Below are 16,726 nucleotides of genomic sequence, written 5' to 3'. Positions count from 1 at the left end.
ATCGATCAGCCCCGGGTCAGCTTCTTGTAGGTGGCGCGGTGCGGACGGGCGGCGTCCGGACCGAGCCGCTCGATCTTGTTCTTCTCGTACGACTCGAAGTTGCCCTCGAACCAGAACCACTTGGACTCGCCCTCGTAGGCGAGGATGTGCGTGGCGACCCGGTCCAGGAACCACCGGTCGTGGGAGACGACCACGGCCGCACCCGGGAACTCCAGCAGCGCGTTCTCCAGGCTGCTGAGGGTCTCGACGTCGAGGTCGTTCGTCGGCTCGTCGAGAAGCAGCAGGTTGCCGCCCTGCTTGAGCGTGAGCGCGAGGTTCAGCCGGTTGCGCTCACCGCCGGAGAGCACACCGGCCGGCTTCTGCTGGTCCGGTCCCTTGAACCCGAAGGCCGAGACGTAGGCACGCGACGGCATCTCGACCTGGCCCACGTTGATGTAGTCCAGCTCGTCGGAGACGACCGCCCACAGCGACTTCTTCGGGTCGATGTTCTCGCGGCTCTGGTCGACGTAGGAGATCTTGACGGTGTCGCCGACCTTGATGGAGCCGGAGTCCGGCTCCTCGATGCCCTGGATCATCTTGAACAGGGTCGTCTTACCGGCACCGTTCGGCCCGATGATGCCGACGATCCCGTTCCGCGGCAGCGTGAAGCTGAGGTCGTCGATGAGCAGCTTGTCGCCGAAGCCCTTGCTGAGGTTGTTGACCTCGACGACGATGCTGCCCAGGCGCGGGCCCGGCGGGATCTGGATCTCCTCGAAGTCCAGCTTCCGCATCTTGTCGGCCTCGGCGGCCATCTCCTCGTAGCGGGCCAGACGCGCCTTGGACTTGGCCTGACGCCCCTTGGCGTTGGACCGCACCCACTCCAGCTCTTCCTTGAGCCGCTTCTGCCGCTTGGCGTCCTTCTGGCCCTCGACCTTGAGGCGGGCGGCCTTGGTCTCCAGGTACTTGGAGTAGTTGCCCTCGTAGGGGTAGAGGCGACCGCGGTCGACCTCGCAGATCCACTGGGCGACGTTGTCGAGGAAGTACCGGTCGTGGGTGACCGCGACGACGGTGCCCGGGTACTTGGCCAGGTGCTGCTCCAGCCAGTTCACCGACTCGGCGTCGAGGTGGTTGGTGGGCTCGTCGAGCAGCAGCAGGTCGGGCTGCTCCAGCAGGAGCTTGCACAGCGCGACGCGGCGGCGCTCACCACCGGACAGGTTGGTGACGGGCCAGTCGCCGGGCGGGCAGCCCAGCGCGTCCATGGCCTGCTCCAGCTGGGCGTCCAGGTCCCACGCGTTGGCGTGGTCCAGGTCCTCCTGGAGCTTGCCCATCTCGTCCATGAGCTCGTCGGTGTAGTCGGTCGCCATCTGCTCGGCGATCTCGTTGAACCGGTCGAGCTTGCCCTTGATCCCGGCGACACCCTCCTGGACGTTCTCCAGGACGGTCTTGTCCTCGGTCAGCGGCGGCTCCTGCTGCAGGATGCCGACGGTGTAACCGGGAGTGAGGAAGGCGTCACCGTTGGACGGCTGCTCGATGCCGGCCATGATCTTCAGGATCGTCGACTTGCCGGCGCCGTTCGGGCCGACGACGCCGATCTTCGCCCCCGGCAGGAAGCTGGTCGTCACGTCGTCGAGGATCACCTTGTCGCCGTGCGCTTTGCGCGCCTTGCGCATGGTGTAAATGAACTCAGCCAAGAGAAACCGTCCGGCAGCTTGAAACTGGCAGTGGGCAGATACACCCCATCTTGCCGTACCGCCACCCCTGGGCGGAAACGCGTATGGGTGGGGGGCTGTGACCTGGGGGTTCGTGCTGAGCGACTGAGACTCGACCGTCACTGTCGGTCGCCATCGGTCGGCATCGGGCACCCTCGCACGGCCCAGAGACGGCCCAGGACAGGAGGTGTCGCCGCCCTGCCACGTCGGACTATGGTGCGGCCGTGACAAGCGCAGCGGAGCGCCCCCTCCTCTTTCTTGACGTCGACGGACCCCTTATCCCGTTCGGGACCGGCTTCAGCGGCCTGCAAGCCCCGGCTTCCGACTCTGAGGTGTCGATCGAACAAGGGAACCCCTTGCTTGGGCGCCTTGCCCCTGATCTTGGATCACGCCTCACGGCCCTGGGCTGTGATCTGGTGTGGGCCTCGACATGGATGGAAGAGGCGAACGAAGCCGTCGCCCCACGCATCGGACTGCCAAGGTTGCCCGTCGTCGAGTGGCCGGACGCCGGTGCCGAGGCCGACGCCGACCGCAGTCCGCGGGGCCTGCACTGGAAGACCCCTCGTCTCGTCGAGTGGGCCAAGTGCCGGCCGTTCATCTGGGTCGACGACGAGATCAGCAGCATGGACCGCCTCTGGGTCACTGCCCAGCACCCAGGTCCGTCACTTCTTCATCGCGTCGACCCGACCAAAGGCCTGGAAGAAGCCGACTTCTCCGTGTTCGCCGATTGGCTCGAAGCGCTGGGAACTAGCCGAGGGGCAGGCGCTTAGAAGACGCTCACGCACTGTTGGGCAAGTCTTGCCCCGACCAGCACTCCTGGCAGTTCTGAGGGCGCCGACAGCGTACGTGTCGACACGCATTCGACCCACACCGTCATGCCAGAACTTGCTGTCGGTCGTGGTCTCGCCAGCAGGGGGCAGGCCTGCTGAACTTGTCGCTATGCAGGCCGTGCTCGTTGCGCTCATCGCAGTGTTAGGGACATTAGGCGGATCCGTAGTCACGGGGGTCCTTCAACGACGCCATACCGATCGTGCTGCTGATCTCGCCCGCCGGGAACGCCAGAGGCAAGAGCAGCGAACGGCCATCATCGATCTGGCGGAGGCGCTCGTCGAGCTACGCCGCCGGCAGATCTGGCGTTGGTCCACGAGGCGTGATTACGGGACCGGTAACGACACGTACCGTGAGGCCAAGGACGCCTGTTTCGAGGCGCGCACGGCGAGCAGGGCCTGCCTACTCCGACTCAGGCTTACGGGCGTGCCAGACCTGGTCGTAGACCGTGCCATGGCTGCCTTCGAGACGTCCATCGTCATCGAAGAGGCATCGGATGAGGCAGAGTTGACACTAAGGGCGGAGGTGTCGAGGGAGGCCATGGATTCGTTTGTAGCCGCGGCAGCGAGCCATTGTGCTGCCGCGTAGCCGGTGGGTCGCTGCGCCTACCTGTTGATAGGGATCTCGTACACGATCTCGCAGTGAGCTGCCGGTACCACGATGTCCGCCGTCTCGACTGGACGTCCCTGGTCGCTGTAGTACGTCCGCCGGATGTGCGTGACGAGCGCTGCCTTCTGAATGCCCAGTAGGCAGGCTTCCTCGGCGGTCGCCTGTCGCGGCTCGGGCTGTTCCACGGCGTGACTGACGGCGACACCGATCGCGGCCATGCGGTTCACGACACCGGCCCCGGCGTGCGGGCCTCCCTCGAGGAGAACGACGAGGGTGCCTGCGGTGAGGTCGTACGGTTCCCAACTCGTCGACAGCCGGCTCAACGTCATGACCTGCTGCCGAGCTGCTGGCACATGTCGACTTTGGTCACCATTGAGCGCCCTTCCACGGTCCGGGAGGGCGCTCGTTCGTGAGCACCGCATTAGAAGTTCGATCAACGCCCGCCCCTTGGGCCGTCGTCGGTATGTCCGGCGGTCGTCCGAAGATGTTGCTGTATGCCGCCGTCCGGCCCTGTTGATGTCAGAGTTGGATGTCAGCGAAACAGCTCCGGTGCTGGGCGACCTCCAACGGATCGCCTGGTCGGTCCGCCCACTGCCACTACATGTGCACCGCCACGAAGTCCGGCAGGTCCGTCGGCCGTCGTCGTCCTGCCCGGCGAGCACCAGGCCGCGCGACCACAGGGGCTGTTGCACGGGGGACAGGGCGGAGCATCGTCGGGAAGGGAGATCTTCTCCGGGCGCGCCTGGATGGCTTGTGCCAGACTGGCGCGATCGTCAGCCCGAGGCCCTGGTCCCGTCGGTTCTCGGCCGCTCCGGTCCGCAAGTGTTGCGGCCCGTGGGCGAGCAGCTCTGCCGAAGCCCGGGCCTGGTTTGCGTACGACGACAACGGCGCCGTTCACCGTCGGTGAGACCGGTACCCGCCCGTGCCGGTGGGCGTTGCCGGATCAGCCTGTTCCGCGCCCGCGTTCGGCCTCGATACCTCCAACAGCTTCTCGACCAGCCTGCGCACCCCCGGACCGGGTCCCGCATCAGATCGGGCGCCTTGCTTTCGGGCCTCGCAGCCTGAGCGGTGCGCGGCTGAGCGGCTGCCATGTCCACCGAGTCCTCGTGCGGTCACCGCCCCGGTGACCTGTACGACGGCTGTGACGTGTCTCACCGGAACTCGCCCGCACCGTACGTCAGTTCAAGACGTGACCACAGATATGCGAACCCGGGTGCGAAACGGAGATCCGGACGCCTTCGCGGAACTCTTCGACGCGTGCGCCCGCGCGGTGTACAACCACGCCTTCCGGCTGACCGCCGACTGGTCGCTGGCCGAGGACGTGATGTCGACGACCTTCATGGAGGCGTGGCGGCGCCGGGCCTCGGTCGAGGCCGAGGGCGGCTCGCTGCGGCCGTGGTTGCTGGGCATCGCCACCAACGTCGCCCGCTCCCACCACCGCAGCAACCGCCGCTACCGCAACGCGGCGAGCGCCGCGGCCGCCGCGCACGCCGCCGAGGAACGGGTCGAGGACCACGCCGAGGAGACCGCCGGACGCCTGGACGACCGGCGCCGTATCAACGCCACGCTCGCCGCCCTCAGCCTGCTCAAGCGCCCCGAGCGTGAGGTCCTGACGCTGTGCCTGTGGGAGGGGATGGAGTACGCCGAGGCGGCTCGCGCCCTGGGTATCCCGGTCGGCACCGTCCGCTCCCGCCTCTCCCGCGCCCGCGCCAAGCTGCGCAAGCTCGCCGACGCGCAACTGCTCGGAGAAAAACGGGAACCCACCCGAACGAACCGGCAGATAACAGGTGATCGCGGATACGCGGTCCGGTCCGCACAGGAAGGAAACCGATGAACGCCAGCCCCTCCCACCGGCCCCACCCGGCCGAGTGGACGGAGACGCAGAGTCTGCTGCCCTCCGCCGAGCGGGATCTGCCGGCGGGCCGCCACCAGTTCCACAAGGAGCAGATGATGGCCCGGATCCACGAAGACCTCCGCACCTCCTCCCGCACGTCCGGTACCTCTCCGGTCGCGCCCGTGAAGCGCTCCAACCCGTTCCTGCGCCGTACGATCCTCCTGCCCGCCGCGGCCTTCGCCCTGGCCGGCGCGGTCGTGGGCGGCCTCGCCCTCACCGGCGGCGGGACCGACGGCGGCAAGACCGCCCTGGCCACCGGCCCCGCACTGACCACCAGCATCGGCGTCGCCGACCCCAAGGGCGCCCCCCAGCTCCTCGAACGCATCTCCCTGGCCGCCGCCGACACCTCCGCGCCCACCCCGCGCAAGGGCCAGTACATCTACATCGCCTCGAAGGTGGCCGACACCTACATCGAGACCGATGGCGACAAAAGTGAGGTGGTCAGCGACGAGCTGCACTCCCGCCAGGTCTGGAACTCCCTCGACGGCAGGGACGGCTGGCTGATCGAGGCCGGCAAGACGAGCGACAAGGGCATCACCCTGAAGAGCGACACCCCGTTCAGCAGCGCCTACAACGCCCTGGCCGAGCTGCCGACCGACCCCGACACGCTGCTCCAGCGGATCTACCGCGCGTCGGACGCCGTCCGGGACCCCGAAGTCCCGCGCGACCAGGCCGCCTTCGTCGCCATCGGCGATCTGCTGACCGCGAGCTACCCGCCCGCCGAGGTCGGCGCCGCCCTCTACAAGGCCGCGGCCAAGATCCCCGGCGTCGTCGCGGTGAACGACGCGGTCGACGCCACGGGCCGGCACGGGGTCGCGATCGCGCGGGAGGACCCCGGCACCGGTGAGCGCACCGAGTGGATCTTCGACAAGAAGACGCTGCGCTTCCTCGGCGAGCGCATCGTGGTGGTCAAGGCCACGGCGGGCAATCCCCTCGAGGTCGGTACCGTCACGCACACCAGCGCGATCACCGAGCGCGCGGTCGTCGACGCCAGCAAGCAGGTCCCCGGGCAGGCGAGCTGAATGCGCGACAGAACCACGAGCGCCTCGCTGGCCGCCCTGCTGCTGGCGAGGCTGATGACGGGCGTCTCGGTGGCGGCCACGGGCTCCGGCCTCGGCTTACGGACACAGGACACCGCCACCGTCGCGGCGCCCGGCGGCTCCGCCCTCGGCGCGCGGACCGCGGGCTCCGCCTCCGCGGCCGGCCGGTACGTCACCCTCCTCACCGGCGACCGGGTCCGGCTGGACGCCCGGGGCCGGGTGACGGGCGTACGGCGGGCACCGGGCCGTGAGCACGTCCCGGTGTCCGTGCGCGGCGTCGGGGGCGATCAGTACGTCGTTCCCGCCGACGCAGCCGCCTTGATCGGCCAAGGCGTCCTGGACATGAGGCCTTCGATGTCAGCGGCCTGATACGCGCCGGCTACGACGACACCCGGCGCGGCACGCTCCCGCTGATCGTGTCGTACGAGGGCAAGTCCGCCCAGCGCAGGAGCACACAGAAGTCACTGGTCGCGGGCGCGGACGCCACCGTGCGCCGGGAGCTGCCCAGTGTGGCGGGCGCCGCGATCACCGTGCCCAAGGCCGGGGCCGACGACATGTGGCAGGCCCTCACCGAGGAGCAGGGAGTCGCGCGGGTCTGGCTGGACGGCCGGTTCAAAGCTCCGGCGGACGAACACGGCGCGAAGGCCGGGGAGGCGGGCGGCGGCGTCGCGCAGATCGGCGCCCCGGCCGCCTGGGCGGCCGGATACGACGGCAAGGGCGTCAACGTCGCCGTCCTGGACACCGGCGTCGACACCCGGGCAGTCGTGATAGTCGGCCGGCCCGTGCCCGGCAACCGTCACGACTCCCGCGGCTGGGAAGAATCCGGCGCCAGGGACGCCGTCGGCCACACCACAACCATCGCCGACGGCGGCTACCAGGGCACCGGACTCGTCATCCCGCACCGCCGCGCCAAGGGCAAGGAACTCCCGGGCGTCCGAGCAGGCGATGAGTGCGTGCTCGGAATGGACTGCGCGCATTGGCGAACGGGGCGGGTGCGATAAGCGCACCATGCGGGTCAGTGCGCCGTCTCGGCCATGTCGCAGGTGTGGCACACCACCCTGCGCGCCGGGATACGGCCGTACGAAGCGCCCATGCCGATCTGGCGGGTGACCTGTGCCTGACGTACGCGGGCGTGGTTCTCGCAGGTAGCCAAGCCGCAGCGTGAGCACACACCGATACCGGTGGTGTCGCTGCGCGCCTCCTGGAGGCAGTCGTAGCACCTCATGTCCAACTCCGATTTCAGTAGGGAGCCGGGGCGGCGGCCAGCCGACACGAACAAACTCACCCAGGCCACACGCACCTGCTCAAGAGGCTTGCAAACTAGGCCTAAGATTAGACTTTGTCAAACCTAGGATCTGATCGATCGTGCGGGCGCGGCTGGGCCTGCCCGCTGATCTTGCTGCTGCCGTTCGGGGAACAGCACGACGGCGGGCGTCCGCTTCCCGCTTGAAGGCGGCGAACTGCGCGTTTGTCTCCGATGTCGGCCAGACGGGACTTACGGGACAGTCTCTCGACAAAAAACAAACCCCAGGTCGCTGACCTGGGGTTTCATCACGGAGCGGGTGACGAGAATCGAACTCGCGCTCTCAGCTTGGGAAGCTCGTGTGCTCCGGTACTGATTGCCGCGCTGACCTGCGGCTAAGAGGTGCTGGCGTCCTGATTGACCGCCGACTCGGTGCCCGGTGTTCTCTGTGGGCCCCCGCTCGACCTGGCACGTTTCCGACCATCGGGTCACCGTTCACACAAGAGGCCGGCCGTCGACTTCGTACCGTCCTCTCAGGTGTTCGCGCCGTCGGTGGCCGGCAGGAGTGCGGCCAATTCGGCGTCGTCCGGGCGGTGGACCGCCTCGGCCGCCTTACGCAGAACGGCGCGGTCGACCTTGTCAGCGTCGGCGATGAGATGAATCAGCACGCCGCCGTCGGGCACGGCGTATGCATGGCTGTCACCTGCCGTGCGGTACCAGGCGTCGCCGTCGTGCTCACAGGTGACCTGCTTGGCCGAAACCTCACCCAGCGGCTGCTTGGGACAGCTCTCCGCCGTCATCGTGCCGCGACCCGCGAAGAGGCCGAACTTTCCGGCACCCTTCTCAGACAGATACGCGGCGGAGAACTCGCCCTTGTACTCGCCGACCGACGGCTGCGACACGGTGTAGCCGGAGACCTCGGTGACATGGACGAGTTCCGGTGCGACACCCCAGACGCGAGCGGCGGCGTCGAGGGCGGCGCTGTCGGCGGCCGTCCCACCGTTCTCGTCCGCGGCGCATCCTGTGAGGAGAACTGGCAGCAAGAGAAGGGGGAGCAGCGCACGCACGGGTCGCATCATGCGCACCACCTTTCGCATGATCATGCCACGAGCGCAACAGAATTCCGGTATGAGCACCACCCTCCTCGCGAGGGCAGTGATCCTGTCCCACGGCGGCGTGTCGATGGGACCCGCCGCCTCGTCGCCGCCGTCACAGCCCGCCTGGACCAGGAGGTCGTGCTCGTCCTCGGCTGAACGCCGGCCGCCGTCAGCTGCCGGAGCTGTCCGTCGACCGGCGTTTCACCGTCGTCACTCCCCCGCCGCCGCTTCCCTGCGACGCAGCACGATCAGGGTGGTTCCACCGATCAGGACCAGGCCGATGGCGATGCCCGCGATCAGGGGGGTGATGCCGGAGCTGCCCGTTTCGGCGAGGTTGGTGTCGGAGGCCGTGCCGCCCACGGTCATCGGGCTCGGGTCGCTCAGGGTCTGGGTGGTGATGCCGGTGTCGCTGCCGCGGGTCCGGCAGTCCAGCGTGCCGGTGAAGCGCTTCTCGAAGCCGCCGGGGCCGTGGATCGTGAAGTCGTAGGCCTGGTCCTCTTGGAGCGGGACCGTCACCGTGCGGGACTCGCCCGCGGCGACGGTGTGCTCCAGACCGGCCAGCTCGAACGTGAACGGCTCGTCGCCCTTGTTGGACGCGATGATGTCGACCCCGCCTCCGGCGCAGTCCTTCGCCGCCGTCAGCGCCGGGACCGGTCCCCGCTTCGCCCAGGTCGCCCCGGCCGTCGCGGACACCGTCGACTCGCTGGAGCCGGCCAGGATCTGCGTCTGGCTGCGGCTCTCGGAGGTGAAGGCGCGGCCGACCGGCACGGTGGTCGAGGCCTGCACGGTCAGTTCCGCCGTGCCCGCCGCCGCGTCCTCGGGCACCTCGAAGAACACCTGCCCGCCGTCGGACGTCGCGGTGACCGCCTTGCCCTGCTTGTCGACGATCCGCACCCCGCTCGTCGCGGCGTCCGCGGGCGGGGTGACCGTCGCGCTGCCGGCGTTGGTGCGCACCGTCACCGGTCCGAGCCGCTCCCCCGGACGGCCGGAGACCGCGGGCGGCTCGACGGTGAGCGAGGCGCGGGGTTCGGGCAGACTGCGGGCGCTCTTCTCCAGGTAGTCCGCGAGCTGCTCGGCCTGCGGGTCGAGGGCGTCGACGGCCACGTCGTCCGAGTAGCGCCAGATCGCCACCTGCGTACCGGCCGCCGCGTCCTGTTCGGTCATCGCGCCGCGCACGCCCGCCTTCCGAGCCAGCGCCGCGAGGTCGTTCACCTGCGGGTAGGAGTTCTGCAGAATCCAACGGATCTTGCCGGCGTCCTTGTTGACGCCCAGGGACGTGCCGCTCCACGGTGTCTCGTGGTACTTGGCGTCCCGCTGGGTCGGGTTGTGGAGGTCGACGCAGTACGTCTGGAGCATGCCGCCGCCGTCGACGGACATCTCGAACAGTCCTGCCGAGATCTCCTGGTCGCCGGTGCCGGCGTGTATGACGGCCGCGCCGTACGTCTTGAGGCCGCCTATCGTCGCGGCCGCTCCGCCCTGGCTGTGTGTCGTCTCGTCGGCGGCAGCCCGGCCTGCACCGGCCAGCCCGCCGGCGGCGACGAGCCCGGACACCACCGTCGCGGTGGCGAGGCGAGCCGCTCCTCGCCTTCGTACGAACAGCTCAGAGAACGAAGCAAACACCAAATTCCCCTTCGAGCAGGACCCGTTGACGTGGGGGGACGGTCCCACCTGCAGAATCAGAGCCTCACCGGACGCAAGAGTCCCGAGAGCCACGTCCGGCATCCTAGGGACGCGGGGGACGCCGCCCGCCGGTCAGACGGTCGGACGAGTGATCCGACTCGGAATCGTTATCGCCAAGTGCGCAGGTGAGCAGGGCTTATCGACAAATCCACCCCTGACTGTTCGGTGCACACTCGTCGATAAGCCACAGTTCGGGCAGCCGCGTCGACGACTGCTTGTCATGCCAATGCGGCTGCTTCCGGCTCGGGTTGAGTCTGCGCGCCCGCGGAGTCGGCGGAACCCGGCGGTGCTGTCTCCCAGTTGGGCTCGCCTTGCGTCGACGAGGGCGCGGTCTCGGTCTTGGCGGCGCGCCTGAAGGCCGAGGTGCCCCAGGCCAGATCGTGGCCGATCGCCACCGCGTCGATGTCCGCCGACGTCCAGTTCTGCCCCTCGCGCACGTCGGTGCGCACCTTCAGCCTGCCCTGCACGATCACGGGCTCTCCCACCGTCAGCGACGCGGCCGTGTTCGTGGCCAGTTGCCGGTTGGCCCACACCGTGAAGAAGTTGGTGTGCCCGTCCGTCCAGGTGTTCTTCTCGCGATCCCAGTAGCGCGCGGTCACCGCCAGCCGGAACCTCGCCGACGGGCCGGACGCCACCTCCCGGTACACCGGCTGCGTCGCCACCCTGCCGACCGCGCACACCATCGTCTCGTTCATCGAGAACCCCTCCCTCGCCCGGACCAGCACCCGCACCGGGCCGACACGCGTACGGGCCTGTCCCGTACGGCTGTGTCTGCCAGATTGCCGCCGCCGGGCCGAGCCCGCTGAGCGCTGTGGACCACCCCCCGCCCTGTGGACAACTCCGCCATCCACAGGGGTGACGCCTGCTGGCGCCCAAGCCGCGACGACGGCACCTCCGCGGCCCGTCACAGCCGCCTCACCCCGCAGTCACCGCCCACCGCGCCTCCCCGCCGGGGCACCATCCGCCGCCTCCCCGCCGGGGCATCACCCGCCGCCTCCCCGCCGGGGCGTCATCCGCCGTCTGTCACCCATCATCTGCCGCGTGCGCCTGCCGCTTGCCGCCTGCGCCTCACCGCCCGCCCCGCGCCACACCATCCGCCCACGGCCTCACCGCCGTGGCTCACCGCCCCGCGCCCACCACCCTTCCGTACTGCTCGCGAACCTCCCGGTACCGCAGCAGTTCCGCCGCCACCGGGTCCAGGACACGGGCCCTCCCGCACCCGGCCGCCGCCTCCCGCAACCGGCGTTCCGCCTCCAGGCCGTAGCGCCGGGCCGGGCCGCGGGCCGCCAGCCGGCAGCTCCACTCGATGAGCGGGCCGCCGACGATGCCGATCACCATCAGCAACACCGGCACCCCCAGGTTCGGCGACATGACCCCGACGATCTGCCCCAGCAGCCACAGTCCGCCCAGGAATTGCAGAATCGTCATGGACGCCTGGGTCAGTACGGCCACCGGCCACCACCCCGGCCGCGGTGGCCGCCCCGTCGGCACGCCCGCCTGCGCGGTCAGTTCGTCCAGCGCCTCGGGCAGCCCCTGCGAGCCGCGGACGGCCGCCTCGCGCACCGCCTGCGCCCAGGGCGCGGGAAGCCCGGCCGAGGCCCGGTCGGCGACGGTCCGCACCGCCTGCTCGACCCGCTGACGGGCGGTGGCCTCCTCGTCGGCCTGCGTGCGCGACGGGAGCCGGCCCGTGGTGGGCTCGCCGCGGTCCTGATACCAGCGCCACAGCCGCAGCCAGGGGGTGCCGCAGGCGCGGTTGGCGTTGCGCAGCCAGGCGCGTTCGGCCGCCTCACCCGCCGCCGTGGCGCCCACCGCGTCCGCGAGCCGGTCGGAGAACTCCTCCCTGGCCTGTTCGCTCAGCCCGGTTCGCCGCTGCGTGGCGTAGACGGGCCACAGCCGCGCCGCCGCCAAGTCGACGTCGGCCGAGATACGCCGGGCGGGCGCCCCCCGCTCGGACACCAACTGGCCGAGTGCCTCGCGCAGTTCGCCGACGCCGTCCCCGGTGAGGGCGGACAGCGCCAGCACGGTCGTGCCCGGTTCGCCGTACTCGCCGAGGGCGATGCCGTCCTCGTCGAGGAGCCGCCGCAGATCGTCGAGGACCTGCTCGGCGGCCTCGCCGGGCAGCCGGTCGATCTGGTTCAGGACCACGAACATGACCTCGGCGTGCGCCGCCATCGGCCGCAGATAGCGCTCGTGGAGGACGGCGTCGGCGTACTTCTCCGGGTCTACGACCCAGATGACCGCGTCGACGAGCGCCAGGATGCGGTCCACGTGCTCCCGGTGCTGTACGGCCGCGGAGTCGTGGTCGGGCAGGTCGATCAGGACGAGTCCGCGCAGCGGCGACTCGCCGTCCCCGGTCGGCAGCGGCCGGCGGCGCAGCCTGGGCGGGATCCCGAGCCGTTCGATGAGGCCGGCGGCCCCGTCGCTCCAACTGCACGCGATGGGGGCGGCGGTGGTGGGACGGCGTACGCCCGTCTCCGAGATGGTGACCCCGGCGAGCGCGTTGAACAGCTGCGACTTGCCGCTGCCGGTGGCGCCCGCGATGGCGACGACGGTGTGCTGCCCGGAGAGCCTGCGGCGCGCCGACGCCTCGTCGAGCACGCGGCCGGCCTCCGAGAGGGTCCGGCTGTCGAGGCGGGTGCGGGAGAGCCCGACGAGTTCGCGCAGAGCCTCCAGTCGGGAGCGCAGTGGCCCCTCGTACACGAGCGGGGTCACCGTCGGAGGGACGGCGGAGCGGTGGTCCGTCATCGGGAACCGGTCTCCTTCGGCTGTCTCGTTGACCCGGCGCGCGATGAGCCCGTCGTCCCAGGCCTCCGCCGAGTCGGTACGCGCCGCGCGATCGCCGCCCGAGGCGTCCCGGGAAGGGCTTTTGGCGGCCCCCTTCCTGCCGGTCCCGTCGTCCGGCTGATCGGCGTGCTCGGTGGGGTCCTGGTCAGTGACGGCGGTCACCGGTCACCTCTCCTTCTGCAGTACGGACAGCGCGGCGATGAGTTCGGCCTGGGGCTCGGGGTGGATGTCGAGCGCGTCGAGCGGGGCGAGCCGGCGCTCGCGTTCGGCGTGCAGAACCCGGTTTACGTGCTCGGTGAGCAGCCGCCCGGCGCGGTCGCGCAGCCGCAGCGCCCCATGGGCGCCGATCCGCTCGGCGAGCCCTTCACCGGCCATCCGGCCCCGGCGGCCGCCCAGCAGGGAGGTGGCGACCAGGGCGGCCACCAGTTCGGGGTCGGGTGCGAGGTTGCGGTCGAGTTCGCGCACCTCGTCCTCGGCGTGCTCCTCCAGCTCGCGGCGCCAGCGCCGTACGGCGAGCCCGATGCGGTGCTCGGCGCTGTCGGCGCCGGTGTCACGTGCGGCGAGTTCCGGTGCCCCTGCGGCCGGTTCGCGCCGCCAGGCATCGTCCACGCGCTCGTCGGCGGCGGTGACGGCGCACAGCAGCAGCGCGCTGAGGCTCTCCACGAGCGCGTCGAGGAGTTCGGCCGCCGTGCAGTCCAGGGGGAAGGCGCGCCAGCGCTTGAGCGCGTCCCCGGCGAGGACCGCGCCGCTGTGCAACCGGCCCCGCACACGAGCCTGCTCGCTGTCGTACGCCCCTTCCACGGCGGAGGTGAGCCGCAGCGCGGCGGCGTGCTGCGCGGCGGCGGCACCGGCCAGCTCGGGCATCCGGGACTTGAGGGAGTCGAGGACGCCGTACGCCGTGCGGGCGAGGACGTGCTGCCGGGCCGCGGGGTCCTGGGCCTGGTGGACCAGCCATGTGCGCAACTGGGCGACGGCGGAGGCCGGCAGGAGCCCGCCGCCCCATGCGGACTCGGGCAGTTCGGGCACGGTGAAGCGCGGTACCTCGCCGAGTCCGGCCTTGGTGAGCAGGGCCCCGTACTGCCGTGACACCTCGTTGACGACCTGGTGGGGCACGCGGTCGAGGACCGTCACGAGGGTGACGTCGTACTCCTTGGCGGTGCGCAGCATGTGCCAGGGGACGGCGTCGGCGTAGCGGGCGGCGGTGGTGACCATGACCCAGATGTCGGCGGCGCAGATGAGTTCGGCCGCCAGGACGCGGTTGTCGGCGACCAGGGAGTCGATGTCGGGTGCGTCGAGGAGGGCGAGGCCGGGCGGCAGGGTCTCGGCGGTCTCGACGCGCAGCACGCGCGCGGGGTTCTCGCCGGGGAGCAGCAGGTCGTCCGTGGAGTCCGGCTGGGCGACCCACACCCGGGTGAGGTCGGGCAGCACCCTCATCCCGCTGAACCAGTGATGGTCCTCCGGATGGCAGACCAGCACGGGGGTGCGTGTCGTCGGCCGCAGCACGCCCGCCTCGCTGACCCGCCGTCCAACGAGGGAGTTCACGAGCGTCGACTTCCCGGCTCCGGTCGACCCGCCCACGACGGCCAGAAGCGGCGCTTCGGGCTCCCGCAAGCGGGGCACCAAGTAGTCGTCGAGCTGCGCGAGGAGCTCGTCGCGGTTGGCACGCGCGCGTGGGGCCCCCGCCAGGGGCAGCGGGAAGCGTGCGGCGGCGACACGGTCGCGCAGGGCGGAGAGTGCGTCGAGCAGCTGAGGCCGTACGTCCAAGGTCACCACATGTGAAGAATGCCCAATTTTAGGGGAATTCTGAAGCATATGAGCATGTCTGCGCGCCGACAGAACACAAGGGACGGAAGGGGTGACTGGGACACGGGCGCGCTCGAGGCATAACGAGTGCACAACACCCGATGCCTCTGACGCCAAAAGCGATGCACGATTCGTACCTGCCTGCGATTATCAGGACCGCTTCACTGAACCTCCACATCGAGCCACGGAGGCGAAGCAACAGGGACGAGGACGCGGGAGCCCTATCCTTGTCCCCGGCAACGTCACGGATCGGCCCACACCAGGGCACCACGACAGAGGCCACCACACCCGGCCCCCGTAGCTCAGTGGATAGAGCAGGCGCCTTCTAAGCGCTTGGCCGCAGGTTCGAGTCCTGCCGGGGGCGCAAGTCTCCGCCCTCCCTTTGAGGGAGGGCTTTTTGCTGGTCAGGGTGGGTGCGGGGCGGCGCGGCGAAGCCCCGGGCGTCCCACTGATGATCAAGGGCGGGCTCCGGGGCTGTCCGGCTGTTACCGGGTTCCTGCGGGTGGCCGTGTCGAATACGTGTCGAAGTTTCTGCGGGCCGCGAGGTCAGTCGGCGGACGGCCGCTCGGGGAGATCTCCGGCAGCTTCGAGCCGCCCCTTCAGGTCTGGCAGCTGGCCCTCGACGCAGCGGGCGTAGGTCGCCAGGAGCACGGCAACGCTGTTTCCGGCCCACTCGGCCACCTGGGCGGGTGGAATCCCGTCGTTCAGCCACTTCGTCAGGCGCGTGTTCCGGTTGTCGTAGACACGCCGTCCGGTGGGTGACTCGAAGACGTGCGGGGGCAGTACGGCCTTTCGGGCGTTGCGCCACGCCCGACGGATGACGGAACCGGCGAGGATGCCGCCGGTCTCGCCTTGAGGCCTGACTGGTTGTTCTCTATCCGCTCGTGTGCTCGGTCCGGTTCGAACAGGGTGCTGGATCGGGTGAGTTGGCCGGCGTCGAGGCATGAAGGAAGGGCCTCTTGGTAGCTCGCGGTGGTCGAGTCCAGCGAGAAGCAAGAGGCCCTGTTGTCGAAGTGTCGCGTGGTCGTGGTTGCCGGGTCCGGTCCGTCCACTCCTGGGTGTGACTGCCTCGCCCATCGGTTCAGTAACGCTGCCGACCGGCCGGAGCGTCGGCTCCGGTACGACTCGGACATGAGCGATGCCGAGTGGGCGTCGGGTGCGGGATCTGCTGCCGGTTCCCGGGTGGCTGGTGGGCCGGGGCGGGGCGTCAGGAACCCACCGCGGCTCGGTCGGACTCGCTGCGAAGAACGCAGAATTCGTTGCCTTCGGGGTCAGCAAGGACTGCCCAGCCAGAGCCATCGGGGTTCCGGTGATCGGTGACAAAGGTGGCACCGAGGCCGAGCAGCCGTTCCACCTCCTGCTCACGCGATGTCTCAGGGCGCAAACACAGATGGATGCGGTTCTTGATCTTCTTGGACTCGGGCACCTGGTTGAAGTACAGCACTGGGCCCTCCGCGAGCAGCACCTGACTCTCCCGGTCACCCGGTTTGTCCTCCGGATGTAGCGGACGGCCAGTCACTCTGCTCCAGAACCTGGCCAACTCGTAGGCATCCGCACAGTCAATCGCCACGTTATGCAATATCGAAACCATGCGCGCGAGCCTTCCCTACTTCCACTCCGGACGCCATCGAGTTGCGCTCAGCCTTCGCACACACAGCTCAGGCGCAGGGCAGCACTTTCGATACACGCTCCACATCGGGATCGCGTAGACGATCTCGCAGTGAGCGGCGGGCACCCGCCACTTGATGCCGTTGTCGACGAGGTAGCGCACCGCATCGATCATCTGCCGGTGGCAGTAACCCTCCGACGCCGCGAGCTTGCCATATCGCGTGGCGACGGCCGCGGTGTCTTTTGATGCCGTTGATCCCGCACTCGACCGCATGGCGCTCGCGGTAGTCCGCCGGGTCGAAGCGTGGCGGTCGGCCGCCGCGGGAGCCGAGTTTTTGGCGGTTGCGTGCCTGGTCGGCCTTGTCCGGGATGGTGCAGCGGGTCCCGCGGCGGCGCAGGTCGGCGCGGATCCTGCGGGAGGCGTACGCCTTGTCCGCCCGCACGCGATTGGG

At 69.8% G+C, this 16,726-nt stretch carries 12 protein-coding genes, 1 tRNA gene and 2 pseudogenes; 6 read left to right on the top strand and 9 right to left on the bottom strand.

Annotated features, from left to right (window positions below):
- Positions 1-5: 5 nt before the first annotated feature.
- The gene (gene ettA, locus ACIQHQ_RS01645) at positions 6-1,670 is read right to left on the bottom strand and encodes an energy-dependent translational throttle protein EttA (protein WP_390981344.1); all 1,665 of its coding nucleotides are present in this window, start codon (positions 1,668-1,670) and stop codon (positions 6-8) included.
- Between the two features lie 242 nt (positions 1,671-1,912).
- Between ettA and ACIQHQ_RS01640 the strand changes: the two genes are divergently transcribed.
- A complete protein-coding gene (locus ACIQHQ_RS01640; RefSeq protein ID WP_402609017.1) occupies positions 1,913-2,458 on the top strand; it encodes an HAD domain-containing protein in 546 nt (181 codons plus the stop codon).
- Positions 2,459-3,121: 663 nt separating this feature from the next.
- Here ACIQHQ_RS01640 and ACIQHQ_RS01635 read toward each other — a convergent pair.
- A pseudogene (locus ACIQHQ_RS01635) lies at positions 3,122-3,442 on the bottom strand (UTRA domain-containing protein); the annotation flags it as partial.
- Positions 3,443-4,314: 872 nt separating this feature from the next.
- Here ACIQHQ_RS01635 and ACIQHQ_RS01630 point away from each other — a divergent pair.
- The 4 genes and pseudogenes from ACIQHQ_RS01630 to ACIQHQ_RS01615 all read left to right on the top strand — a co-directional run.
- Entirely contained in the window at positions 4,315-4,959 is a 645-nt protein-coding gene (locus ACIQHQ_RS01630) for an RNA polymerase sigma factor (RefSeq protein ID WP_123990613.1), read from the top strand.
- Positions 4,956-6,041: a CU044_5270 family protein gene (locus tag ACIQHQ_RS01625; RefSeq protein WP_402609015.1), complete on the top strand. Its 1,086-nt coding sequence runs from the start codon at positions 4,956-4,958 to the stop codon at positions 6,039-6,041. Before ACIQHQ_RS01630 ends, ACIQHQ_RS01625 begins: the two co-directional genes overlap by 4 nt.
- On the top strand, positions 6,042-6,428 hold the full coding sequence (locus ACIQHQ_RS01620; protein WP_402609013.1) for a hypothetical protein: 387 nt from the start codon (positions 6,042-6,044) through the stop codon (positions 6,426-6,428).
- Between the two features lie 185 nt (positions 6,429-6,613).
- Positions 6,614-6,988: pseudogene (locus ACIQHQ_RS01615) on the top strand (transposase); the annotation flags it as partial.
- A gap of 86 nt (positions 6,989-7,074) precedes the next feature.
- Here ACIQHQ_RS01615 and ACIQHQ_RS01610 read toward each other — a convergent pair.
- The 6 genes from ACIQHQ_RS01610 to ACIQHQ_RS01585 form a co-directional block, all read right to left on the bottom strand.
- On the bottom strand, positions 7,075-7,284 hold the full coding sequence (locus tag ACIQHQ_RS01610; RefSeq protein ID WP_344456402.1) for a DUF2180 family protein: 210 nt from the start codon (positions 7,282-7,284) through the stop codon (positions 7,075-7,077).
- Between the two features lie 551 nt (positions 7,285-7,835).
- Positions 7,836-8,381, bottom strand: a complete 546-nt coding sequence (locus ACIQHQ_RS01605; protein WP_402609011.1) for a hypothetical protein — start codon at positions 8,379-8,381, stop codon at positions 7,836-7,838.
- A 228-nt stretch (positions 8,382-8,609) separates the two neighbouring features.
- Positions 8,610-10,019, bottom strand: coding sequence for a Cys-Gln thioester bond-forming surface protein (locus tag ACIQHQ_RS01600; protein WP_402609009.1), 1,410 nt, complete (start codon positions 10,017-10,019; stop codon positions 8,610-8,612).
- A 278-nt stretch (positions 10,020-10,297) separates the two neighbouring features.
- On the bottom strand, positions 10,298-10,774 hold the full coding sequence (locus ACIQHQ_RS01595) for a single-stranded DNA-binding protein (protein WP_402609007.1): 477 nt from the start codon (positions 10,772-10,774) through the stop codon (positions 10,298-10,300).
- Between the two features lie 424 nt (positions 10,775-11,198).
- Positions 11,199-13,025 (bottom strand): GTP-binding protein, encoded by a 1,827-nt coding sequence (locus ACIQHQ_RS01590; protein WP_402609005.1) that lies wholly within the window; start codon positions 13,023-13,025, stop codon positions 11,199-11,201.
- Between the two features lie 3 nt (positions 13,026-13,028).
- The gene (locus ACIQHQ_RS01585) at positions 13,029-14,636 is read right to left on the bottom strand and encodes a dynamin family protein (RefSeq protein ID WP_402609003.1); all 1,608 of its coding nucleotides are present in this window, start codon (positions 14,634-14,636) and stop codon (positions 13,029-13,031) included.
- A 321-nt stretch (positions 14,637-14,957) separates the two neighbouring features.
- On the opposite strand from ACIQHQ_RS01585, the gene ACIQHQ_RS01580 reads away from it, so the two are divergent.
- Positions 14,958-15,030: transfer RNA gene (locus ACIQHQ_RS01580), tRNA-Arg, on the top strand.
- Between the two features lie 843 nt (positions 15,031-15,873).
- Here the strand turns inward: ACIQHQ_RS01580 and ACIQHQ_RS01575 are convergent.
- On the bottom strand, positions 15,874-16,257 hold the full coding sequence (locus ACIQHQ_RS01575; protein WP_402609001.1) for a VOC family protein: 384 nt from the start codon (positions 16,255-16,257) through the stop codon (positions 15,874-15,876).
- Positions 16,258-16,726: the final 469 nt, after the last annotated feature.

Source organism: Streptomyces sp. NPDC092370, assembly GCF_044755265.1.
Lineage (GTDB): Bacteria > Actinomycetota > Actinomycetes > Streptomycetales > Streptomycetaceae > Streptomyces.
This window is presented reverse-complemented; position numbering and strand designations above follow the sequence as displayed.